Raw genomic sequence first — 23,832 nt, forward strand, 5'->3', positions numbered from 1 at the left:
AAAAACGTCAGCGATGTGCTGACGTTCGCGTGAACCCGGCAGCGCGATCACTCGTGCTCGCGGTCCGCCCGTTGCTTGGCGACGGCATCGGCGAGACGAATCGCGGCCTGCACCTTCGACGGCTGCTGCGAGAACCGTCCCAGCACTTCGCGTGCGAGGTCTTCCGATTCCGCGCGCTGCTTGGCCCCGGCCTGGCGCGCCTCGATCTGTTCGCGCAGCGCGGCCAGTTCCGCCACCTGCTCGTCCTGGCGCGCCGACTCCAGTTCGACGAGACGCTTCTTCGCATCCGCCATTTCCTGCGTCGCCAGCGCCGTCTTGCGCTGCATCTCGGCCGCCCGCTGGGCGTCGGCCAGCAGCGCGCGCTGGGCGTCGCGCTTGTCGATCGCGGCCTGGGCCGCCGCCTGCTCGGCCGCCTCGCGCATCTTCGCCAGCTGGGCGCGTTCGGTCTCGGCGGCGGCGCGGGCCTCGGCCGCCGCCACGGCCGCCCGTTCGGACGCCATGCGCGCCGCCGCCGCTTCGTTGGCGCCCACGTCGGCCGCCGTCTGCTGCTGCTGCGACGACAGCTTTTGTTCCAGCAGCAGCAAGGCGTCGTGCGCGACGTTCGCGGCGGCCCGCTCGGCTGCCAGCAATTCTTCCGTCAACTGCTGCTGGCGCCGCTCGTGGGCCGCGCGGTCGGCCTGCGCCTGCGCCAGTTCCGCCGCGCGCGCCGCCTGGGCGCGCTGGGCGTCGGCGACGGCTTGTTCGGCGTCGGCCTGGCGCGTCGCCTGCTCCGTGACGGCACGCTGCGCATCGATGACGGCCTGGCGCTCGGCGGCCGCGCGCTGTTCCTGTTCGGCGTGTGCGGCCAGCAGCGCCGCGTGTTCCTGTTCGGCCGCGGCGCGGCGCGCGTCGAATTCGGCCTGCTGGCGAGCAAGCGCGTCGCGGTGCGACTGCAGCAACGCGGCGTGCTCCTGTTCGAGGGCGGCGCGGCGCGCCTCGACGTCGGCCTGCTGGGCCGCGAGCGCGTCGCGCTGGGCCTGCAGGCGGGCCGCATGCTCCTGCTCCGCGGCCGCGAAGCGGGCCGCCGCCTCGGCCTGCAGTGCGGCGATCTCGCGCTGCAGCGCTTCGATCCGCTCGGCCAGCCGCGCCGCCTGCTCCTGTTCCGCGGCGGCGCGCGCCTCGGCCGCCGCCGTCAACGTGCGCTCGGCCTCGAGACGTGCGTGCTCGCGCGCCAGCGCATCCTGCTCGGCCTGCACGCGCGCGGCCTCGGCCTGCGCGGCCTCGCGTGCCTGTGCGGCGCGCTCCTCTGCAAGGCGCGCGGCCTCGCGCTCGTGTTCGACCCGCTCGGCCTGGGCGGCGACTTCCGCCTCGGCCGCCGCGTTCTGCGCGGCGCGCGCCGCCGCCGCGGCGTCGGCCAGTGCGGCCCGCTCCTCGGCGAGTTGGCGCTCGCGCTGCTGCGCCTCGGCGTCGCGGTGTGCCGCCTCCTGCGCCATGCGGTCGGCCTCGGCGCGCAGGCGCGCCTGCTGCGCCGCTTCGCGCTCGGCGTCGAGGCGCGCCTGGCTCTGCTGGGATTCCTCTTCTTCCGCCGCGGCGCGGGCCAGCGCGACGTCGCGCAGCTTGCGGTCGGCCTCGATGCGCGCCTCGGTGGCGGCGAGGATGCGCGTTTCCGCTTCGCGCCGCGCGCTCGCGGCGTCGGCCGCCATCTGTTCCAGGCGCTCGCGGTGGACGGCGGCGTCGCGCAATTCCTTCTCCGTCTGCATGCGCATGCGCAGCGATTGCGCGGCCGTCCGCTCCGATTCCACCTGCGCCTGCGCGATGGCTTCCCGTTCCTGTTCGATGTGCGCGAGGGCGCGTGCTTCCTCGAGCGCGCGCGCCTCCGCGGATGCGCGCGCGAACGCGGACGCCAGCGCGACCTGGTCCGCCCGCTCGCGCTGCTGGGCCAGTTCCAGCGCTTCGGCCTCCGCCTGCGCGAGCTTCTCCGCGGTCTGGCGCGCCGCGCGCTCGGCCCGTTCGCGCTCGCGCGCGAGGATCGCCACGCGGGCATCGGCACTGGCGCTGTAGTGCACTTCCTCGTGCGCTGCGTGCACCGCGGCCGCGCGCTCGGCGGCCTGCAGGCGCGCCTGTTCGGCCTGCATGGCCAATGCGTCGGCCTCGCGCTGGGCGCGTTCGGCCATCTCGGCGTCGACCCTCGCCTGTTCTTCCGCCCGCTTGCGGGCATCGTCCTCGGCGCGGGTACGCGCCTCGGCCGCGAGGCGGATCTGCGTGTCCGATTCGACGCGGGCGCGCAGCCCGGCCGTCTCCTGCCGGATCGCGTCCAGGCGCTCGGCCGCGGCCTTGGCGGCGGCGCGCAAGGTCTCGATGCGGTCGCGGTTGGCCTCGATCGCGTCTTCCGACGCCTGCGCGTTCGCGAGCGCCGCGGCCGCCGCTTCCGCATCGATGGCGGCCCGTTCCTCGGCCAGGCTGCGGGCGCGGGCCTCGGCATGGGCGCGGTTCTCGGCCGCGACGGCCGCCTTCGCTTCCGCCTCCACGCGCGCGATGCCTTCCTTGATCGCACGCTGCTCCAGATGCTCGCGCTGCGGCTCGACTTGCGGCGCCGCGTGCTCCTGGGCGGCGGGCATCAGGTCGATCGTGAAATCGGCGTCGTCGTGCTTGGCGGTCGGGTCGGTCTGGTCGGCGCGGTCGGTCATGGAATGCTCGCTGGATGGCAAGCGGGCCCGGACGGGCCCGCACTACGATTATGCGGCATGGCTGCGTTTCGTGTCACGCCGAGCTGAATCGTGAAACAGTGGCAATTCCGCGTTTAGACCGGCCACAAAGGCGGCTCATCCATCAGCGCCACCTGCTCGCGCAGCTCGAGGATGCGGTCTTGCCAATAGCGTTGGGTATTGAACCAGGGGAAAGCGGCGGGAAACGCGGGATCGTCCCAGCGCATCGCCAGCCATGCAGAGTAATGAATGAGCCGCAATGTACGCAGCGCCTCGACGAGATACAGCTGGCGCGGGTCGAACTCGCAAAAATCCTCGTAGCCCGCGAGCACGTCGGACAGCTGGCGCACCATCTCGTGGCGCTCGCCCGACAACAGCATCCACAAGTCCTGGACGGCCGGCCCCATGCGGCTGTCGTCGAAGTCGACGAAGTGCGGGCCGTCCGTCCACAGCACGTTGCCCACGTGGCAATCGCCGTGCAGGCGGATCAGGGGCAACGCGCCCGCGCGGTCGTAGCAGCGGGCGACGCCGTCCAGCGCCTGGTCGAGCACGCTTGCATACGCCGTCAGCAGCTCGGGCGGAATGAACCCGTGGCCGATCAGCCAGGCGCGCGGTTCGCGGCCGAACGTGTCGAGATCGAGCCGCGGACGCTCGGCGAACGGCCGCGCCGCGCCCACCGCGTGGATGCGGCCGATGAAGCGGCCGATCCATTCCAAGGTGGCCGGATCGGACAACTCCGGCGCCCGCCCGCCGCGGCTGGGAAACACGGCGAAACGAAAGCCGTCGTGCTCGTGCAGGGTGCGGCCGTCGATCGTCTCCGCCGGCACGACGGGCACTTCCGCGTCGGCCAGTTCTTGCACGAACGCGTGTTCCTCGAGGATGGCGGCGTCGCTCCAGCGGCCGGGGCGGTAGAACTTGACGACGACGGGAGGCCCCTCCTCGCGCCCCACACGGTACACGCGGTTCTCGTAGCTGTTCAGCGCGAGAAGGCGGCCGTCGCCGCACAGGCCCACGCTGTCGACGGCGTCCAGCACCATCAAGGGATCGAGTCGGGAAAAAGGGTGTTGGCTCGGGTTGTCAGACTGTGTATCCATCCCGCCATTGTAAGACGGGCGGCCGGAACGCGTCTTTTTTCGCCGGGCGGGGGGCAACAGGCGTTACACTGGCGCCTTCAACGCAAGGAAACGCAACAATGCAACTCGACCAGCCCCTCTCCGAAAAAGAATTCGACGACCTCGACAACTTCCTCCTGTCCGACCGCTGCTCCGACGACGCGATGACGATGGACACGCTGCATGGCTACCTGACGGCCATCGCCATCGGCCCGGAAACCATCATGCCCGCCGAATGGCTGCCGCGCGTGTGGGGCGAAGAAGGCGCCGTGCCCAAGTGGAAGAATCCGAAGGAGGAAGAGCGCATCGTCAACCTCGTCATGCGCTTCATGAACGAGGTGCTCGTCACGTTCGAGGTCGCGCCGAAGGAATTCGAGCCGCTGTACGTCGAGCACGACATCAACGGCGAGACGCTGATCGATGCCGAGGCGTGGTGCTGGGGTTTCTGGGAAGGCATGGAGCTGCGTCCCGGTTCGTGGGACGAGATCTGGGATTCGGAAGCGGGCCCCCTGATGCGCCCCATCTACCTGCTGGGCGCCGACGAGATCGACGAAAGTGAGCTGGCCGAAGTCGAAGATCCGAAGAAGGCGCACAAGCTGGCCCTGGACATCGAGGCGAACCTGCCGGGCATCCACCGCTTCTGGCTGCCGCGCCGCAAGGCCGCCGTCGAAACCGTGCGCCGTGACGAACCGAAGGTCGGCCGCAACGACGATTGCCCGTGCGGCAGCGGCAAGAAGTACAAGAAGTGCTGCGGGGCCAACGAAGGCTGACTCCGCCAGGATGGCGCCTCGGCGCGCACGCCGACCCGGCTGCCACACCGCACGGCCACGACCATCCATTGCCCTGTCGGCGTCAGCGATAATCCCCTTGGTGTGGACACGCCGTGTCCACACCGCTGCAGTTCCTCTTCCCTCGTTCGCGCGCCCGCTGGCTCGCTTTCGACGCGTCCCCGCTGACCCCGTTCGCCGCTTCCTGTCGATCGCCATCGTGCTTGCCCGCTGATCTGCTGCGGCGTCAATGGCCGGGCATTGCCACGATTTCGATGCATGCGCGACACCAGTGATTCCTGTCGAAAATATTTACACTTGACAGTTGTCGAATTAGTAAGTGCTTGTTAATACTAAACATTTCGTGCTGGCATCTATCTTGCTTTATAGATATTGTCCTCAACCACCTGAAAGAAACTGAAAAAAATGAAAAAGATTCTTCTGAGCTTGGCTCTGGTTACCGGTGTGTTTTCGAATGCTCAAGCAGTCATCATCGATTCCAGCACCGCGATTCCAACCGCGAACATCCTCAGCAACTTCAACAATAGCGGCCTCGACTGGGTGTATGCCGGTCCGATCGCACCGAACGAATGGGGTGCAGGAAATATCGAGCCAGCCAGCTACCGCGCCGCTGAAGGCTGGCGTGCGGCTACCGCGGCCGAGTGGGCCGCCCATCCGCTGTGGAACGATTTCATTGCCCCTGGAAACCCGGGCGGCATCGTTTCCCCGCAGACGATTACCGACCATTCGATCTACATCTATGCTTCCGAGTACTGGAGCGATTTTAGGCACGTCGATACGGGCGACTTTGCCTTTGGCAATGTAACCGACGGCGTGAATGGCCCGATCAGCGGCGTACCGGAAACGATCTATGTCCGGAATACGCCACAGAGCAACGATGTGCCGGAACCTGCATCCATCGCCCTGCTCGGTCTCGGCGCGTTTGGCATGAGCGTACTGCGTCGTCGCAAGGCGCGTTAAGACATACCGTCAGATCAGCATGTCTGATACGAAGAGGCCAACAGTCATGTTGGCCTTTTTCGCGTTGGCGGTCCGATCTACCCGTTCTGTACCGTGCTGTTGGCGTACACCCAGGTGTATTCGGCACCGAACAGGAAGATCTGCGCGGAGTAATAAAACCACGCGACGAGAATGACAAACGAGCCGGCCGCACCAAAACCCGAGGCCACGCTCGATTTCGCGAGGTACAACCCGATCAACGCTTTGCCGACATTGAAGAGCAACGCCGTGACCGCGGACCCCATCCACACATCGTGCCACGATATCTTCGCGGTCGGCATGATCTTGTAGATCATCGCGAACAGCACGGTGAAGAGCGCGAACGACGCGGCGAAATTCAATACGTTTGCCAAGACGCTTTCCGCTGCCGTCACCCCGCCCAACCAATCGCTGGCCGCTGCCAGCGCGGCGCTGACGACGAGTGAAATCATCAGCATGAAAGCCAGTCCGAGAACCAGCCCGAACGATAATATCCGGCTGCGCAACCAGCCCCATACGCCCGACGGCTTCGCTTTCGCCGGCACGCGCCAAATGCGGTCCAAATCCGTTTGCAGCTCGGCGAACGTGGCGGTTGCGCCCACAAGCAGAAGAACACCGCCAACGATACTGGCGACAACCCCGGTAGATGGTTCGCGCGCAGCGTTCAGCAAGCCCTGCAAGGCCGTCGCCCCCTGCTTACCCATAATGCTTTGAAACTGGGCAATAATTGCTCCTTGTGCGGCGTCCTGTCCAAATACCATCCCGGCAATCGCGATGATCAACACCAGTAGCGGTGCCAAGGAAAACAGCGTGTAATACGAAAGCGCTGCCCCCATGCTCGGCGCGTAATCATCCATCCATGCGTTTGCCGCCGCCCGGAAGATCTGCCACTGGCGACCAATCCAGCTCGTCGAGGTTTGCTCGAACGTCGGGCGCGCAGGCGCGCTTGCAGATGGTTCCGCGTCCTTCGCGTCGACTTTGCCGTCCTCAAAACGCGTCGGCGCGGGTTCCTTTTCTTTCTCGACCGGGGCGGATGCATCGGCGCTGACAGTGCTCATGGCCGAGGCAATCGGCGCGACCAGTGAGAGAACAAAACTACCGACCTTCAGCAACTCCCCGAGGCGGTCTTTACGCTCCGGTGCAATGTCGGATATCGGGGCTTTCTTGCGCCTGAGGAGCGCGTAGCCCGCCGCCGAGATGCCCAGTACGGCGGCGCCGCGCATGTACGGAGAGGAAAGCACGTCCGAAACCTTCGATTTCAACGCTTGGAATTGCTCATTCGTTCCCAGCTCGGCGGCAGCCAGCCGGGTTTCCGCTTCATGGATCTCGTGAGCGGTCGTGGTCATATCGTCCTCCTGTGGCTCTTACGGTCATCAGATGTGCTATCGACTTGATAGCTTCACCGTAAGCCTTCCATCAGGGACGTTCAGTACGGTGACTCACCGTCTACAGGAGCAAAACTCCGCGCCGTCGTGTTTTTCACGCTCCCGCAACAGCGCTGGGAAGTCGATTGTCAATAATGAGGTTCAGCGGCGGCGGGCGGCGATGCGGTTGTTTTGCCGATGTTAATCTGGCCGGTATAGGCGTCACCCATTCCCGATGCGGCGACGACAAATTCGTCAGGGCCGGAACGAACGGATTCGGCACGAGGGCCGCACTCCTTTTGGCAGCTCCAGGCGCTTCCACCAGTCGACGTCAAATCGAACGTGACCGGGGCGAGGTCCTTGAGGTAAGTGGGGATCGGCGCAGGCACTTCGGCAGGGAACCATTCGGGCTTTGTTTTCATGCTGTGAACATTGCCGGTCAACGTCAGAATAAGCGACGTCGGGGCGGCATTAAACGCCTCGCGTATCCGTGTTGCCATCTTCTCGTCATTGCGAAGGTGCCAGTCGGCGCCTGCCCCTTGCATGGCAAACACTTCCAGAGAATAGCCGGCCTGACGCAAACGACGCAAACCGTCGATCATATCGGCCATCGCCACGCTGGCCCTGCCATCTTGCCCTTGCTTCCAAAACTCAGTGCGCAACAGCGCGGTACGGGCGGCGAGGTCACCCGTTGATTGCAGATAAGTGGCGAGAGGCTCGTTCAAGTCGACGGGCATTTCCAGGCCGACCGCAACACTGGCGCCTTGTCTGAGGGCAGCACACACGATGCGCAAAAAAGTGGCCGGTGACTCCTTGGTGCCGTGACCTTCGCCAAACATCACGATCCGGTGACCGCGCAAATAATCGGTCGTACGCGGAATCGCCGAGCAATCCATGCCAGCGGGAATGTTCACTGCCCTCGTGGGCACCGCGAGAACCGCAATGAAGGCAGTAAATATGGTGACGGCGATGCTGCGTTTCTTCATGTCGAGCGTCCTCGTTTTTGCAGAACAAGAATATTGCGCGAGATCGACTGGAAAAGGCACACGCATATCCCACGTGCCGCCGAGTGTCTGGATTTGGCCGAACTCAGCCGTTCGGATCAGCATAGCAGGCTGCCATTGAGAAAAGCTCTCCGATTGTCACGACAGCTTCGGCGGTTGCAAAAGCTTCACAATTAGCAATTATTTCCTTATAGAAATCAAATTTTGTTCCATAATGACGCGGCATTTCCGATAGGAATTGATGTTCTTCGGCTCAACATCTGCATTTCAACTAATTTCACCCAACGGAAAAATAACAATGGCACTCGTAATCAAGAAATGGTACGCCGGCACGACCCAGAACAAAGACGGAAATTATGTGCACCTGATCGGGCGCGAGGCCGGTCTGTTCGCCTGGCTCCTGTCTGTCATCGGTATCGATCCCACCACGGAAGTCGAAATCCGGGACACGATGATCGTCTTCACTGCCGGCTCCCTGTCTGGCAAGCAAAAACGCGTCATTCCGATGCTGTCGGTTTGCTCGGCCTATTACGGCTACGTCAAGCCCTGGCAAATGGCCCTGCTGCTCGGGTTGCTCCTGACGCCATTTTTTGGACTCGGCTTGATTGTCGGTCCACTTTACTATTTCCTGAACAAGGAATTGACCGTGGGCGTCGTAGAGAACTCGAGCTGGGTCGGTGGTTTCGCGTTCAAGCGCTCTGTGATCGAGGGACAGAATATCGGTGAACAAAAGGCGTATGAAGTCATCAACATCATCCGCAGCCTGATCGAAGCAAAAACGGCTTAAGAGGAAGTGCGGTCCTGTGCGTACTGCATTGAGTCGCCGCTTCAGGCCGCTTCGGCCAGGCGAGCCTCGAACAGCGCGGCCAGCAAGTCCGACTGGCTGACGACGCCGAGAAACACGGCGCGCTCGTCCACGACGGGAATGTGGTGCAGGCCCACGTTGCTCATCAACGGGACGAGCGTGGCAATCGGTTCGTCCGCGCTCACGACCGCGACCTTCGTCGACATCAACTCCCCCACCGTCGCCGCCCGCTCCGGCCGCACGCCCAGCACGTGGGCGAACAGGCCGCGCAGGCGCTCGGCCACGGTCTGGTAATCGTCCAGGCCCGCATGGTGCAGGAAATCGCTCTGGCCGATGATGCCCGCCACGCGGCGCGACGGGTCCAGCACCGGCAGCGCGTGCAGGTTGTGGTGGCGCAGCAGGCGCCATGCTTCGGCCAGCGTCATCTCGGGCGTGGCCGTCACGACGTCCTTCGACATGATCGCCCCGCAGTTCACCGTGCCGAAGCGGCGGGCGTAGGCGCGCTGCTCCGTCTGCAGCAGGATCTCTTCCAGGTCGTCGCGGCTGACGTCCAGCACCTGGCCGTAGCGCGCGAGCACGCCGTCCAGGTCCTCGGCCGTGAAGCCCAGGCGCGCCATCGGTGCCGGGTCGCGCGTCGCGTGCGCCGCCTGCTGCGCCGTGCGCAGCATCGATTTCTGGTTGTGCGGATAGCGCCGGCCCGTCAGATTGTTGAACACGAGCGCGGCCAGCACGATCAGCGTGGAGTTCAGGCAGACGGGCAGGAACGCGAACGTGAAGCCCGCCGCGTGGATCGCGGGTCCGCCGAGAACGGCCGTCAGCGCCACGGCGCCGCTGGGCGGATGCAGGCAGCGCAGCAGGAACATGACGAAGATGGCACAGGCGCCCGCCAGCGGCGCGGCCAGCGCGGGATTGGCGACGCTCTTCGCGCAGATGATGCCGATCAGCGCGGAAATCGTGTTCCCGCCGATCACGGACCACGGCTGGGCCAGCGGACTGGCCGGCACGCAGAACAGCAGCACGGCTGATGCGCCCATCGGGGCGACGAGGGCCAGCGGCCCGATGCCCGATCCCTTCGTCAGCATGTCGCTGAGGATCGCCGTCACGAACAGCCCCACGAGAGCCCCTGCCACCGCACGCATGCGTTCGCCGCGCGGCACCGTATTCGGCTGCGGTACGAACGAGCGCAGCCATTCCAAACTGTGTTCCAGCATCATTCCTGTCGCTGCAAAAAAATATCACGTTATGATATATTATTTGGTTCCCAAAGCCAACGCCCTCCAGCAGGTCCATCCCCGTGAAAGACGAATCACCCCCGCTGTCCAAGCCGGATTTCGCCGCATTGTCGGAATTCCGCTACCAGATGCGGCGCTACGAGCGCTTCTCCGAAAACGCCGTGCAGGCGGAAGGCATCACGCCGCTGCAATACCTGCTCCTCCTGCACATCAAGGGTTTTCCCGGACGCGAATGGGCCACCGTCGGCGAGCTGGCCGAGCGCCTGCAGGCCAAGCAGCACGGCGTCGTCGCGCTCGTCTCGCGCTGCGAGGCCGGCGACCTCGTCGAGCGCCGCACGAACGCGGCCGACCGGCGCCGCGTCGAAGTGCACCTGCTGCCCAAGGGCGAAGCCTTGCTGACGCGCCTGGCCGCCGTCCACCACGCCGAACTGCGCGCGCTGCAAGGCGTCTTCACCGTTCCCACTCTTGCATGACAATATGAAAACAACCACGCACCCTACCGCGCCCCGGCGCGACTTTTCCGGCGACGCGAACCTGCTCCGCATCGCCGCCCTCGCCGCCGTCATCGGCGCGCTCAGCACGGTCGCCGCGCGCGTCCTGCTGACGATGATCCGCTTCTTCACGGACCTGTTCTTCTACGGCAAATTCTCGTTCGACGACCTGTCGCCGGCCAACAACACATTGGGCGCATGGGTGATCGCGATTCCCGTAATCGGCGGCCTCATCATCGGCCTGATCGCCCGCTTCGGCACGGAAGCCATCCGCGGCCACGGCATTCCCGAGGCGATCGAGGCGATCCTGTTCAAGCGCAGCGCCATGTCGCCGAAGGTCGCCGTGCTGAAACCGCTGTCGTCCGGCATCGCGATCGGCAGCGGCGGCCCGTTCGGCGCGGAAGGCCCGATCATCATGACGGGCGGCGCAATCGGCTCGCTGCTCGCCCAGTACTTCCACCTGACGGGTGGCGAGCGCAAGTCGCTGCTCGTAGCGGGCGCCGTGGCCGGCATGACGGCCGTGTTCGGCACACCGGTGGCCGCCGTGCTGATGGCCGTCGAACTGCTGCTGTTCGAACTGCGCCCGCGCAGCCTGCTGCCCGTCGCGACGGCGTGCGCCGTCGCGGGCTTCCTCCGTCCGCTCGCGATCGGCGCGGGCGCCCTGTTCCCGCTGCAGACGGCAGCCGTGAGCCCCGTGGCCCTCGTGTCCTGCCTCGTCGCGGGCATCGCGTGCGGCGCGCTCGCGTGGCTGATGTCGACGGCGCTGTACCGCGTCGAGGACGCCTTCCACCGCCTGCCCATCCACTGGATGTGGTGGCCGGCGCTGGGCGGCCTCGCCGTCGGCATCGGCGGCTACTTCCAGCCGCGCGCTTTAGGCGTCGGCTACGACGTCATCGGCGACCTTCTGCACAATCACATGCTGGCGGGCGCCATCGTCGGCCTGCTCGCGGTGAAGCTCGTCATCTGGTTGATCGCGCTCGGGTCCGGCACGTCCGGCGGCGTGCTCGCTCCGCTGCTGATGCTGGGCGCGGGCCTCGGCGCCCTGCTCGGCCCCTACCTGCCCGGCGCCGATCCCGCGCTCTGGCCGCTCGTGTTCATGGCCGCCACCCTGGGCGGCATGATGCGCGCGCCCGTGATGGCCGTCGTGTTCGCCTTCGAACTCACGCATGACGCGAACTCCCTGCTGCCGCTGCTGGCGGCATCGGCCGGCGCATACGGCTTCACGGTGCTGACGATGGGCCGTTCGATCCTGACGGAAAAGATCGCCCGCCGCGGCCACCACATCTACCGCGAATACGGCATCGACCCGCTCGAGCGCCACAGCGTGGCCGAGGTCATGACGACGGACGTGCTGCACGTCGACGCCAACGACACCATCGGCACCGTGCTCGCGAACCGCTTCGGCCCCGGCCAGCAGCACCGCGCCTTCCCCGTCGTCCGGAGCGGCGTCGTCATCGGCATGCTCGAGCGCGACACGCTGACGGGCCACCTGCCCGAGCTTCCCGTCGGCGCGCTGTACGGCGCCAACCCGCCGCTCGTCGCGCTGCCGGGCGAGACGTGCCGCGCCGTCGCCACGCGCCTGGCCGTGCACGGCATCGAACGCCTCCCCGTCGTGGCGCAGCCCGGCCACGGGCAACTGGTGGGCATCGTCAGCCGCAGCGACCTGATCAAGGCGACGGCCACCTTGCACGACGAGGAACACGAACGGCTCGTGCTACGCACCTTGCCGCTGGGACGCGGCCGCCGCGCGTCCGATCGCGCCGAAACCTGACCGAGGGCAAAGAGGCCGCGCGGGCGGCCGGCACGGTCCAGCGAGTTACTGAACAATCATGTACGATAAGCAACCCGCGTTCGCGCGCGGTCGTTCATTCATCGAGGATAACAACATGATCAAACCGCTCAAGCAGACCCTGCTCGCCGCCGCCCTCGCCATGGCAGCCGCCGGCCTCGCCGTTCCCGCCGCCCAGGCCGCCGCGCCGATGGTCAAGACGCCGGCCCCCGGCTTCTACCGCGTGATGGTCGGCGACTTCGAAGTCACGCCGATCAGCGACGGCACGTTCGACCTGCCGATGGACCAGTACATGCGCGAGAAGCCCGAGGTGACGCGCGCCGCCATCGCGAAGAATTTCCTCAAGGTGCCGGTGGAAACCTCCGACAACGCCTTCCTGATCAACACGGGCAGCAAGCTCGTGCTGGTCGACACGGGCGCCGGCGCCCTGTTCGGCCCGACCGTCGGCAAGTTCGTCAACAACCTGAAGGCGGCCGGCTACCAGCCGGAACAGATCGACGAGATCTACATCACGCACATGCACGGCGACCACGTCGGCGGCCTCGTCAGCAACGGCCAGCGCGTGTTCCCGAACGCGATCGTGCGCGCCGGGAAGGCCGACGCCGACTACTGGCTCAGCCAGGCCAACATGGACAAGGCACCGGCCGACAAGAAGGATTTCTTCAAGGGCGCGATGGCGTCGATCAACCCGTACATCAAGGCCGGCAAGTTCAAGGCCATCGATGCGGACGGCGAACTCGTCCCGGGTGTCTCCGCGATGGCCGAGCATGGCCATACGCCGGGCCACACGGTCTACGCGGTGGAGAGCCACGGCCAGAAGCTCGTGCTGATCGGCGACCTGATCCACCTGGCCGCCGTCCAGTTCGACAATCCGCAAGTGACCATCGCCTTCGACAGCGACGAGAAGGCCGCGTACGCGGCGCGCAAGCGCGTGTTCGACGAGGCGGCCAAGAACGGCTGGCTGGTCGGCGGGGCGCACCTGCAGTTCCCGGGGCTCGGGCATCTGACCACGCAGGGCAAGGGGTATCGCTGGGTGCCGGTCAATTACACGCAGATGCGTTAAAAAGCTGCCGCCGCCCGGTGCCGCTGCATTGATGCGTAGGGTGGACGGCTGTGCCGTCCACGCGTTCAAACGACACACGCGGGACCACACGACCTGATCCGACCAGTCTCCGCTGGCTGGACGCGTGGACGGCGAGCCGTCCACCCTACCTCTCTGACTCGATTCCTGCCAACAAGGCCGCCAGCTCATCCATGTCGACGGGCTTCACGAGGTGATGGTCGAACCCCGCCTCGAACGCCGCGCGGCGATCCTGTTCCTGTCCATAGCCCGTGACTGCCACCAGCACGATCGCGCCCGTCTGCGCATCCGCGCGCAGGCGGCGCGCCAGTTCGTTCCCGTCCATGTCCGGCAGGCCGATGTCGAGCAGCGCCACGTCCGGCCGCTGCTGGCGCGCCCGCTCGAGCGCGCGCTGCGAATCGTGTTCGACCTCCACCAGGTAGCCGCACGCTTCCAGCAGCATGCCCAAGGTGGCCGCGGCGTCGACGTTGTCGTCCACCACGAGCAATCGCAGCGGCCGCCGTCCACCGGACGCTGCGCCGGCCGTGTCAGTGGCGAAGGCGGGTGGCGCCGTCGGCATGGCAGGCTCCATCAGCGGCAGCGCCACCTCGAACGTGCTGCCCTGCCCCAGCCCCGGACTCGTGCAGAGGACCGTGCCGCCGTGCAGCTCGACGAGGTTCTTGACGAGTGCAAGCCCCAGCCCGAGGCCGCCCTGGGCGCGGTCGGACGAACGCTCGGCCTGCGTGAACAGGTCGAACACATGGGGCGTCAGCTCCGGCTCGATGCCGATGCCCTCGTCGCGCACGACGAGCAGCAACCGGCCACGCGCCTTGTCGATGGTGGCGGCAACCTCGATGCGACGGTCTTCCGGCGTGTACTTCGCCGCGTTGTTCAGGAGGTTCGCGAGCACCTGCACGAGGCGCGCGCGGTCGCCGAGGACGGTCGCATCCGGATCGGCGATGTCGACGGCGAGATGCTGGCGGCGCGCTTCGAACATGGGACGCACCTGCTCGATCGCCTCGTCGACGATGGTGCGCGCCGCCACGGGCGCGCGCGCGAGCGTGACGAGCCCGCGCGTCACGCGCGAGACGTCCAGCAGGTCGTCCACGAGGCTCGTCATATGGCGCACCTGCCGGCCGATGATCGCGCTGCTCTGGCGCACCCTCGCTTCATCGAGGCGGCCGATGCGCAGGAGGTCGGCGGCGGCGCTGATCGGCGCCAGCGGGTTCCTCAGCTCGTGCGCCAGCATCGCGAGGAATTCGTCCTTGCGGCGGTCGGCCGCGTGCAGCTTGTCCTCGGCGGCCTTGCGCTCCGTGACGTCGCGGAAGAACGTCACGATGCTGTCGTCGGCCGTCGGGTAGGCGCGCACCTCGCACCAGATCTCGCCGCCGTCCGGCATGCGCTGGCGGTACTCCGCCGTGCCGGCCACGCGGTCGCGCATCACGCGGCGGTACATGCGCCCCGCCGCGCTGTCGATCGCCTCCGGCCAGATATCCCAGTGGTTGCGGCCGATGACGTCGTCCGCTTCCATGTGCGCGATGCGCAGGCCGGCGGGGTTGATCTGCAGGACGGTCCAGTCGCTGGCGAGCAGCATGAAGCCTTCCGCGATCGTGTCGAGGATCGTGCGGCTGCGGTCGCGCTCTTCGCGCAGCGTGCCCTGCACGCGCGCCAGGTCGGCGGCGGCGCGGATGCGCTCGGCGGTGCCGCGCGCCAGCGCGACGTCGGCGTCCGTCCACGCGTGCGGCCGGTCCAGGCCCAGCATGAGGAAGGCCTGCAGGCGCCCGCTGCGGCGCAGCGGCACGGCGAGGCAGGCCTGGATGTCCAGCGCGAGGTACGTGCCCTGGCGCCCGGCCGTGCGCGGGTCGGCGCGCACGTCGGCCACGGCGACGACGTCGCCCGCGCGGCCCGCACGCCCCAGCTCGGGGCCGAACGCGTCGATGGCGAATGTGTGGCCCGCGACGCCGGCCAGGCCCGGCCGGCACCAGTCGCGCGGCACCGCCATCGTGGCGAGCCCATCGTCGACCTCGGCGTACAGCACGCGCGCCATGCCCAGCTCCAGGCCCAGCAGCGCGCAGCCCTTGCGGATGGCGTCGTCGCTCGACGCGAGGGGACGCAGCGCGTCGGCCATCGTCAGTTCGAACGCCGCGCGGCGCTCGGCCTGCACGCGGGCCGTCGTCTCGATGCAGGTGCAGTACAGCCCCGCGACGCGGCCGTGGCCGTCGTGCAGCGGGGAATACGAAAACGTGAACCAGGTCGACTCGCGGAAGCCCTTGCGCTCCATCGTCAGGGGCAGGTCTTCGAAATAGGCGGAGATGTTCGACAGCGCGCGGTCGACGATCGGCACGAGGTCCGGCCAGATCTCCGACCACACCTGCTGGAATGGCGCGCCGAACGCGGCCGGGTGCTTGTCGCCGAGGATGGGGGCGTAGGCGTCGTTGTACAGGAAGCGCAGGTCGGGCCCCCACGCGACGAACATCGGGAAGGCGGAGCTGAAGGCCATCGACACGGCGGTGGCCAGTTCCGGCGGCCAGCCTGCGGGCGGACCGAGCGGCGACATGCTCCAGTCGTGCTCCCGCAAGAGACGCCGGACTTCGCTCTCTCCGCCGAGGCCGGCGGTGGTACGCAAAATGTCAGCCATGCGCCGATTCTCGCATACCTGCTCCACGACCCCATGCACGATTGCAACTTCGTATCGGGGGTCGCGTGGTCGCGTTACAGCTTGATGAAGTGCTCGCGGTAGTAGCGCAATTCTTCGATGGACTCGATGATGTCGGCCAGCGCCGTGTGCTTCTGCGCCTTCTTGAAGCCGGACGCCAGTTCCGGCTTCCAGCGGCGGCACAGTTCCTTCAACGTGGACACGTCCAGGTTACGGTAGTGGAAGAAGGCTTCCAGCTTCGGCATGCCGCGCGCCATGAAGCGGCGATCCTGGCAGATCGAGTTGCCGCACATCGGCGACTTGTTCGCCGGCACCCACTGCTTCAGGAAGGCGATCAGCTGCTCCTCGGCCTGCGCTTCGTCGATCGTCGACGCCTTCACGCGGTCGATCAGGCCCGAACGGCCGTGCGTGCCCTTGTTCCAGGCATCCATCTTGTCCAGGGTGGCGTCGCTCTGGTGCACGGCGATCACGGGACCTTCGGCCAGCACGTTCAGGTTGGCGTCCGTGACGACGGCGGCCACTTCGATGATGCGGTCGTTGTCCGGATCGAGGCCGGTCATTTCCATGTCGATCCAGACGAGGTTGAATTCGTTCGGACGCTGGGCGGATGCTTCGGTAGGGGTGGCTTGTGACATAATTCTCTCTTTGCTGTAATAGCTAAACCTGCATTTTCTCACAGGCATAGAATGCTTTCATCCGCGTTTTCGGTTTTGTTCGTCGTCTTTCTGCTGCTGACCCTCGGCCTGCGCTACTGGCTGGCCCGGCGGCACATCCGTCACGTGCTGCGCCACCGCGACAGCGTGCCGGCCGAATTCGCCGAAAAGATTCCCCTGTCCGCGCACCAGAAGGCGGCCGACTACACGGTCGCCAAGACCCGCTTCGGCCTGTGGGGGGCGCTGTGGAACACGCTCGTACTCACCGGCTTCACCCTGCTGGGCGGCCTGCAGGCGCTGTCGACGGCGCTGCTGCACGCGACCGGCCCCGGTATGGTGCACCAGATCCTGTTGATCGTCGCGTTCGCCGTCGTCTCCGGTGCGCTCGACCTGCCATTCTCGTACTACCGCCAGTTCGTGCTGGAAGAACGCTTCGGCTTCAACAAGATGACGGTCGGCCTCTGGGTCGCCGATGCCGTCAAGGGCGCCCTCGTCGGCGCCGCCATCGGCCTGCCGCTGCTGTGGGTCGTCCTCACCCTGATGGACAAGACGGGCACCTTGTGGTGGTTGTACGCGTGGCTAGTGTGGAGCGGCTTCCAGCTGTTGATGATGGTGCTGTACCCCACCGTCATCGCGCCGTTGTTCAACAAATTCACGCCGCTCGCGGACGACACGCTGAAGGCCCGCATCGACGGCCTGATGGCACGCGTGGGCTTCGCCGCGAAGGGCCTGTTCGTGATGGACGGCAGCAAGCGCTCCGCGCACGGCAACGCGTATTTCTCCGGCTTCGGCGCGAATAAACGCATCGTGTTCTTCGACACCCTGCTGTCGCGCCTCGCGCCGGCCGAGGTCGAAGCCGTGCTCGCGCACGAGCTGGGACACTTCAAGCTGAAGCACATCGTCAAGCGCATCGTCGTCCTGTTCGCGCTGTCGCTCGCGTTCCTCGCCCTGCTCGGCTGGCTGAAGACGCAAGTGTGGTTCTACACGGGCCTCGGCGTGCTGCCCCTGCTGGGCCAGTCGAACGATGCGATGGCCCTGCTGCTGTTCTCGCTCGTGCTGCCGGTCTTCACGTTCCCCTTCTCGCCGCTCACGTCGATCACGTCGCGCAAGCACGAATTCGAGGCGGACGCCTTCGCCGCGAGCCACAGCGACGCGCGCGACCTCGTGTCCGCTCTCGTCAAGATGTACGAGGACAATGCCTCCACCTTGACGCCGGACCCGCTGCATTCCGCGTTCTACGATTCGCATCCGCCGGCCTCGGTGCGCATCCGCCAGCTGCGCCTCGCGGGGGCCGCATGAGTCTCGTCGACCACCACTGCGTGCACGGCGCCGCCGCGCTGGACGATGCGGCTATCCAGTCCCTGCTGCCCGACGTGCCCGACTGGCACCTGACCGGCAACCGTCTCGAACGCGAATTCGTGTTCCGCGACTTTCACGAAACGATGGAATTCGTGAACGCCCTCGCCTTCATGATCCACCGCGAAGACCACCACCCCGACCTCACGGTGGGCTACCGCCGCTGCACCGCGGCGTGGACGACGCATTCGGCCGGCAACCGCCTGTCCGAGAACGATTTCATTTGCGCAGCCAAGGCGGACGCCCTGTACGCGGGACGGGCGGGCGCATGAGCAAACACGATCTGACGGGTACCATCGTCGCGGCCCACGGCCGCCATTACCTGGCCGACGTCGACGGCGAATTCCTCCAGTGCGTCACGCGCGGCAAGAAGACGAATGTGGCCGTCGGCGACATCGTGCACCTGAAGCGCACGTCGAACGACCAGGCCGTCATCGAAAAGATCGCGGAGCGCACCACCTTGCTGTACCGCTCCGACCAGTACAAGAGCAAGCTGCTGGCGGCGAACATCTCGCGGCTGTTCATCGTCATCGCGACGGAACCGAGCTTCGCGGACGACCTCGTGTCGCGCGCCCTCGTCGCGTGCGAGGCGGCCGGTGTCGACGCGCACCTCATCCTGAACAAAGTCGACCTCGAGCCGAACCTCGCCCGCGCGCGCGAACGGGCGAGCCTGTACACGAACCTCGGCTATCCGCTGCATGAAGTCTCCGCGAAGACGCATCCCGAGGAGACCGTCGCCACGCTCACGCCGCTGCTGCAGGGCCAATCGTCGATCCTGATCGGCCAGTCGGGCATGGGCAAGTCGTCGATCGTGAACCTGCTGGTGCCGGATGCGGACATCGCCGTGCGCGAAATCTCGGAAGCGCTGGACACGGGCAAGCACACCACGACGTTCACCCGCCTGTATAAATTGCCGGCGGGCGGTACCTTGATCGATTCGCCCGGCTTCCAGGAATTCGGGCTGTACCACCTGACGGAAGGCATGCTGGAACGGGCGTTCGTCGAATTCAAGCCCTACCTGGGCGGCTGCAAGTACTACAACTGCCGCCACCTGGCGGAACCGCAGTGCGCCGTGCTGCAGGCCGTCGCGGACGGCAAGATCGCGAAGCTGCGCCACGACCTGTACGCCCAACTGCTGCACGAGTCGGCGCAGACGTTGTACTGACAAATTCCGCGCCAATTTCCCGGCAGATAAACAAAAACGCTTATAATCCAAGAGATTATCGTATCTCAGACACAAAAAATGGCTGGCACGACTCCCACCAACATCAAGCATTTCCTGCAGCTTTCCGACTTCACCCGCGCCGAATTCGAGTACCTGATCGAGCGTGCGACCGTCATCAAGCGCAAGTTCAAGAACTACGAGATCTACCACCCGCTCGTCGACCGCACGCTCGTCATGGTGTTCGAAAAGAACTCCACGCGCACGCGCCTGTCGTTCGAGGCGGGCATGCACCAACTGGGCGGCGCCGCGATCTACCTGAACACGCGCGACAGCCAGCTGGGCCGCGGCGAACCCGTCGAGGACGCGGGCCAGGTCATGTCGCGCATGTGCGACATCATCATGGTGCGCACGTTCGGCCAGGACATCATCGAGCGCTTCGCGGCGCATTCGCGCGTGCCCGTGATCAACGGCCTGACGAACGAACACCACCCCTGCCAGGTGCTGGCCGACATCTTCACATACTACGAGCACCGCGGCGCCATCGTCGGCAAGACGGTGGCGTGGATCGGCGACGCCAACAACATGCTGTACTCGTGGCTGCAGGCGGCCGAGGTGTTCGGCTTCCACCTGAACGTGTCGACGCCGAAGGGCTACGACCTGGACCCGACGCTTGTCACGACGAAGAACTACACGCTGTTCGAGAACCCGTCGGACGCGTGCGCCGGCGCGCACCTCGTGAACACGGACGTGTGGACGAGCATGGGCTACGAAAAGGAAAACGCCGAGCGCCTGAAGGCGTTCGACGGCTTCATCGTCGACGAGGCGAAGATGGCGCGCGCGAGCGCCGACGCGCTGTTCATGCACTGCCTGCCCGCGCACCGCGGCGAGGAAGTGTCGGCCGGCGTCATCGACGGTCCGCAATCCGTCGTCTGGGACGAGGCCGAGAACCGCCTGCACGTGCAGAAGGCGCTGATCGAATACCTGCTGCTCGGACGCATCGAAGACAAACACTGACACCACCCTTGAGCCTGATCGTCGGCCCGCTGAGGGCCGGCTGACCATCATCCCCCTCCACATCTGACACCACTGGAACTTCCATGAGCGACATTAAAAAAGTAGTCCTCGCCTACTCGGGCGGCCTCGACACCTCCGTCATCCTCAAATGGCTGCAGGATCACTACCAATGCGAAATCGTCACCTTCACCGCCGACCTGGGCCAGGGTGAAGAGCTGGAGCCGGCACGCGCCAAGGCGCTGAAGTTCGGCATCAAGCCGGAAAACATCTACATCGACGACGTGCGCGAAGAGTTCGTGCGCGACTTCGTGTTCCCGATGTTCCGCGCCAACACCGTGTACGAAGGCGAATACCTGCTGGGCACGTCGATCGCGCGTCCGCTGATCGCCAAGCGCCTGATCGAGATCGCCAACGAGACCGGCGCCGACGCCGTGTCGCACGGCGCGACCGGCAAGGGCAACGACCAGGTCCGCTTCGAGCTGGGCGCGTACGCGCTGAAGCCGGACGTCAAGATCATCGCCCCGTGGCGCGAGTGGGACCTGCTGTCGCGTGAAAAACTGCTGAAGTACGCGGAAGACGCCGGCATCGACATCGACATGAAGCACAAGAACGGCGGCGCGCCGTACTCGATGGACGCCAACCTGCTGCACATCTCGTTCGAAGGCCGCCACCTGGAAAACCCGAGCGCGGAAGCCGAGGAATCGATGTGGCGCTGGACCGTGTCGCCGGAAGCGGCCCCCGACCAGGCCGAGTACCTGGACATCGAATACGAACACGGCGACATCGTGGGCCTGAACGGCAAGAAGATGACGCCGGCGCAAGTGCTCACGGAGCTGAACCGCCTCGGTGGCAAGCACGGCATCGGCCGCCTGGACCTCGTGGAAAACCGCTACGTCGGCATGAAGTCGCGCGGCTGCTACGAAACCCCGGGCGGTACCATCATGCTGCGCGCGCACCGCGCCATCGAGTCGATCACCCTGGACCGCGAAGTGGCGCACCTGAAGGACGATTTGATGCCGCGCTACGCCTCGCTGATCTATAACGGCTACTGGTGGGCGCCCGAACGCGTCGCGCTGCAGACGCTGATCGACCACACGCAGAAGAGCGTGAACGGCTGGGTGCGGGTCAAACTGTACAAGGGTAACGTGATCGTCGTGTCGCGCGATTCGAAGACGGATTCGCTGTTCGACATGAACATCGCCACGTTCGACGAAGACGGCGGCGCCTACAACCAGGCCGACGCCGGCGGCTTCATCAAGCTGAACGCGCTGCGCATGCGCATCGCCGCCAAGGCGCGCGCAAAACGCGGCCAATAACGCGACCCGTCACACCGCGCGGGCTTGCCCGACGAGCCGCCGCTCCGCGAGGACCGGCGGCTTTTTCGTGCGTGCAGCCTTTTCAGCGGCCCGCCGGCACGCTACCATCGCGTCTCCCCTGCCGGACACCATGACCGATCACAGCGACAATCCCTGCCTGTCGTGCGGCGCCTGCTGCATGACCTACCGCGTCTCCTTCTACTGGGCCGACGGCGACGCGCGCGGCCTGCCGCCCGCCCTGACGGAGCGCGTCAACCCGCACCTCGCGTGCATGGCGGGCACGAACTCGAACACGCCCCGCTGCGCGGCCCTCGAGACGGGCCCCGGCGGCCACGTCGCGTGCCGCGTCTACGAGCAGCGTCCCGATCCCTGCCGCGAGGTGCAGATCGGCGACGACAAGTGCCGCCATGCGCGCGCACGGCACGGCCTGCCCGCGCTATCCTGAACAAGCCGGCCCCGGCCGCGCGTTTCATCCGTGCGGGAATTTCCGTGAAGCCAATAAACTGATACATTCACGACGTTTCCCCCGACACACTGGAGAGCGCATGTTTAACAATTTGAGCATCAGGCACAAACTCGTCGCGGGCTTTGGCGCCATCGTCGCGATCATCCTGTTCCTGCTGATCCTCGCCTATAACAATTTCGCCCGCCTGTCGGACGCCAACCAGTGGAACCGTCATACGCTGGAAGTGCTGCTTGAGATCGACCAGATCGCCACGTCCGTGCTGCAGGTGCAATCGTCCGCGCGCGGCTACCTGTTGACGGGCAACGAGGCACTCGTCGCGCCGATCCACACCGACTACGCGACGGCACGCGCCCACCTGAAGCGCATCCAGGCCCTCACCGTCGACAACGCCCAGCAGCAGGACCGCCTGCGCCGGCTCGACACGCTGCTCTCCACGTGGATGGAACAATCGGTCACGCCGCAGATCGAGTCGCGCCGCTCCGCGGGGGCGGCCGGCACGGTGAACGTGTCGGCGCGGATCGAAGCCACCGTACTGGCGGGTACAAGTTCCATCGGCGCCGTGCGCGGCGTGCTGGACGACGTGGAAGCGGAGGAAAACCGCCTGCTCGTCCAGCGCCAGAAGGACACCGACACGCTGCGCGAAACGATGACCGTGCTGCTGACCGCGGGCGGCGTCGTCTGCGTCGCGCTGGCCGTGCTCATCTCCACGCTGCTCGTGCGCGCGATCTCGCGTCCGCTGGACAGCCTGATGCGGGCGGCCGGCCAGATAGCGGGCGGCACGCACGGCGCCCGCGCCGAAGTCCTGTCGCGCGACGAACTGGGCCAGGTGGCGCTGGAATTCAACCGCATGGCCCAGGCCATCGAGGACAGCCAGTCCAAGGAACAGGCGGCGACGAGCACGCTGCGCGCCAAGGTCGACGCGCTGCTCGACGTCGTCTCGAAGGCCGCGCGCGGCGACCTCACGGGCACGATCGAGATCGCGGGCACCGACGCCATCGGCCGCCTGGGCGAAGGCCTGGCCACCATGTTCGGCAACCTGCGCAGCCTGCTGAACAACGTGCAGCGGGCCGGCATCCAGGTCACCACGTCGGCCACGCAGATCGCCGCGTCGGCGCGCGAGCAGGAAGCGACGGGCATCGAGCAGGCGCAGACCAGCGTCGAGGTCCTGTCGACGACGCGCGAGATCTCCGCGAACACGTCGCAGCTGCTGCGCACGATGGAGGAAGCGACGGAGGTGGCCGACTACACGACGTCCGCCACGACCGAGGCACAGGACAACCTCAGGCGCATGGACCAGTCGATGCAGCAAATGGTCGCGGCGACCGACGCGATCAGCGCCAAGCTCGCGACCTTGTCGGAAAAGGCCAGCAACATCAACGGCGTGCTGACGACCATCACCAAGGTCGCGGACCAGACCAACATCCTGTCGTTGAACGCGGCGATCGAGGCCGAGAAGGCCGGCGAGGCGGGCCGCGGCTTCGCCGTCGTCGCCAGCGAGATCCGGCGCCTGGCCGACCAGACGTCCGTGTCGACGTGGGACATCGAGCAGATGCTGAAGGAGATGCAGTCCGCGGTGTCGGCCAGCGTCATGGGCATGGACAAGTTTACCGAGGACATCCGCCGCAGCGTGGACGAGGCGCGCCACGTGGCCGAGCAGCTCTCCGGCATGACGGAGCAGGTGAGCAAGCTGCCGCCCCGCTTCGACCTCGTGCTGCAGGGGATGCAGTCGCAGGCCGTCGGCGCACAGCAGATCACGGAGACGATGACGCAGTTGTCCGAGGCGAGCCAGCAGTCGGTCGATTCGCTGAAGGCCACGAGCGAGGCCGTGCACCAGTTGCAGTATGCCGCCACGGACCTGCAGCAGTCCGTCGCCACGTTCTCCGTCACCCAGTAGGCGGG

At 66.3% G+C, this 23,832-nt stretch carries 20 protein-coding genes; 13 read left to right on the forward strand and 7 right to left on the reverse strand.

The window, feature by feature from the left end:
* Nucleotides 1-47: 47 nt before the first annotated feature.
* Both NX784_RS19025 and NX784_RS19030 read right to left on the reverse strand, forming a co-directional pair.
* Entirely contained in the window at nt 48-2,666 is a 2,619-nt protein-coding gene (locus NX784_RS19025) for a coiled-coil domain-containing protein (RefSeq protein ID WP_258818265.1), read from the reverse strand.
* A 113-nt stretch (nt 2,667-2,779) separates the two neighbouring features.
* A complete protein-coding gene (locus tag NX784_RS19030) occupies nt 2,780-3,778 on the reverse strand; it encodes a serine/threonine protein kinase (protein WP_258818266.1) in 999 nt (332 codons plus the stop codon).
* A 98-nt stretch (nt 3,779-3,876) separates the two neighbouring features.
* Here NX784_RS19030 and NX784_RS19035 point away from each other — a divergent pair, with 98 nt between their 5' ends.
* The gene (locus NX784_RS19035; protein WP_258818267.1) at nt 3,877-4,566 is read left to right on the forward strand and encodes a UPF0149 family protein; all 690 of its coding nucleotides are present in this window, start codon (nt 3,877-3,879) and stop codon (nt 4,564-4,566) included.
* Nucleotides 4,567-4,989: 423 nt separating this feature from the next.
* Nucleotides 4,990-5,544 carry a PEP-CTERM sorting domain-containing protein gene (locus NX784_RS19040; protein WP_258818268.1) on the forward strand — a complete coding sequence of 185 codons (555 nt, stop codon included), beginning with the start codon at nt 4,990-4,992 and terminating at the stop codon, nt 5,542-5,544.
* Between the two features lie 77 nt (nt 5,545-5,621).
* Here NX784_RS19040 and NX784_RS19045 read toward each other — a convergent pair whose 3' ends face one another.
* Nucleotides 5,622-6,908: a YihY/virulence factor BrkB family protein gene (locus tag NX784_RS19045; protein WP_258818269.1), complete on the reverse strand. Its 1,287-nt coding sequence runs from the start codon at nt 6,906-6,908 to the stop codon at nt 5,622-5,624.
* Nucleotides 6,909-7,075: 167 nt separating this feature from the next.
* Nucleotides 7,076-8,035: a TraB/GumN family protein gene (locus NX784_RS19050; RefSeq protein ID WP_258818270.1), complete on the reverse strand. Its 960-nt coding sequence runs from the start codon at nt 8,033-8,035 to the stop codon at nt 7,076-7,078.
* A 193-nt stretch (nt 8,036-8,228) separates the two neighbouring features.
* On the opposite strand from NX784_RS19050, the gene NX784_RS19055 reads away from it, so the two are divergent.
* Entirely contained in the window at nt 8,229-8,717 is a 489-nt protein-coding gene (locus NX784_RS19055; protein WP_258818272.1) for a hypothetical protein, read from the forward strand.
* A 41-nt stretch (nt 8,718-8,758) separates the two neighbouring features.
* On the opposite strand, the gene NX784_RS19060 is transcribed toward NX784_RS19055, so the two are convergent.
* On the reverse strand, nt 8,759-9,949 hold the full coding sequence (locus NX784_RS19060) for an HPP family protein (protein ID WP_307736047.1): 1,191 nt from the start codon (nt 9,947-9,949) through the stop codon (nt 8,759-8,761).
* 146 nt (nt 9,950-10,095) lie between these two features.
* On the opposite strand from NX784_RS19060, the gene NX784_RS19065 reads away from it, so the two are divergent.
* From NX784_RS19065 to NX784_RS19075, 3 genes are all read left to right on the forward strand, one after another.
* Complete coding sequence (locus NX784_RS19065) at nt 10,096-10,440, forward strand: MarR family winged helix-turn-helix transcriptional regulator (RefSeq protein WP_258818362.1); 345 nt, start codon at nt 10,096-10,098, stop codon at nt 10,438-10,440.
* A 4-nt stretch (nt 10,441-10,444) separates the two neighbouring features.
* Entirely contained in the window at nt 10,445-12,229 is a 1,785-nt protein-coding gene (locus NX784_RS19070) for a chloride channel protein (RefSeq protein WP_258818274.1), read from the forward strand.
* Nucleotides 12,230-12,344: 115 nt separating this feature from the next.
* Complete coding sequence (locus NX784_RS19075; RefSeq protein WP_258818276.1) at nt 12,345-13,310, forward strand: MBL fold metallo-hydrolase; 966 nt, start codon at nt 12,345-12,347, stop codon at nt 13,308-13,310.
* A 145-nt stretch (nt 13,311-13,455) separates the two neighbouring features.
* On the opposite strand, the gene NX784_RS19080 is transcribed toward NX784_RS19075, so the two are convergent.
* Both NX784_RS19080 and orn read right to left on the reverse strand, forming a co-directional pair.
* Entirely contained in the window at nt 13,456-15,945 is a 2,490-nt protein-coding gene (locus NX784_RS19080; RefSeq protein WP_258818277.1) for a hybrid sensor histidine kinase/response regulator, read from the reverse strand.
* Nucleotides 15,946-16,019: 74 nt separating this feature from the next.
* On the reverse strand, nt 16,020-16,598 hold the full coding sequence (gene orn, locus NX784_RS19085; protein ID WP_258818278.1) for an oligoribonuclease: 579 nt from the start codon (nt 16,596-16,598) through the stop codon (nt 16,020-16,022).
* A 51-nt stretch (nt 16,599-16,649) separates the two neighbouring features.
* Here orn and NX784_RS19090 point away from each other — a divergent pair, with 51 nt between their 5' ends.
* From NX784_RS19090 to NX784_RS19120, 7 genes are all read left to right on the forward strand, one after another.
* Nucleotides 16,650-17,915: a M48 family metallopeptidase gene (locus NX784_RS19090; protein WP_258818279.1), complete on the forward strand. Its 1,266-nt coding sequence runs from the start codon at nt 16,650-16,652 to the stop codon at nt 17,913-17,915.
* Nucleotides 17,912-18,244 carry a 4a-hydroxytetrahydrobiopterin dehydratase gene (locus NX784_RS19095; RefSeq protein ID WP_258818280.1) on the forward strand — a complete coding sequence of 111 codons (333 nt, stop codon included), beginning with the start codon at nt 17,912-17,914 and terminating at the stop codon, nt 18,242-18,244. The genes NX784_RS19090 and NX784_RS19095 overlap by 4 nt, the downstream gene beginning before the upstream one ends.
* Nucleotides 18,241-19,137: a ribosome small subunit-dependent GTPase A gene (gene rsgA, locus NX784_RS19100; protein WP_258818281.1), complete on the forward strand. Its 897-nt coding sequence runs from the start codon at nt 18,241-18,243 to the stop codon at nt 19,135-19,137. The genes NX784_RS19095 and rsgA overlap by 4 nt, the downstream gene beginning before the upstream one ends.
* 78 nt (nt 19,138-19,215) lie before the next feature.
* Entirely contained in the window at nt 19,216-20,151 is a 936-nt protein-coding gene (gene argF / locus NX784_RS19105; RefSeq protein WP_258818282.1) for an ornithine carbamoyltransferase, read from the forward strand.
* Between the two features lie 83 nt (nt 20,152-20,234).
* The gene (locus tag NX784_RS19110) at nt 20,235-21,467 is read left to right on the forward strand and encodes an argininosuccinate synthase (RefSeq protein ID WP_258818283.1); all 1,233 of its coding nucleotides are present in this window, start codon (nt 20,235-20,237) and stop codon (nt 21,465-21,467) included.
* Nucleotides 21,468-21,597: 130 nt separating this feature from the next.
* Nucleotides 21,598-21,912 (forward strand): YkgJ family cysteine cluster protein, encoded by a 315-nt coding sequence (locus tag NX784_RS19115; RefSeq protein WP_258818284.1) that lies wholly within the window; start codon nt 21,598-21,600, stop codon nt 21,910-21,912.
* Between the two features lie 100 nt (nt 21,913-22,012).
* Complete coding sequence (locus tag NX784_RS19120; RefSeq protein WP_258818285.1) at nt 22,013-23,827, forward strand: methyl-accepting chemotaxis protein; 1,815 nt, start codon at nt 22,013-22,015, stop codon at nt 23,825-23,827.
* Nucleotides 23,828-23,832: the final 5 nt, after the last annotated feature.

Origin of the sequence: Massilia pinisoli (assembly GCF_024753285.1) — a bacterium.
Lineage (GTDB): Bacteria > Pseudomonadota > Gammaproteobacteria > Burkholderiales > Burkholderiaceae_D > Telluria > Telluria pinisoli.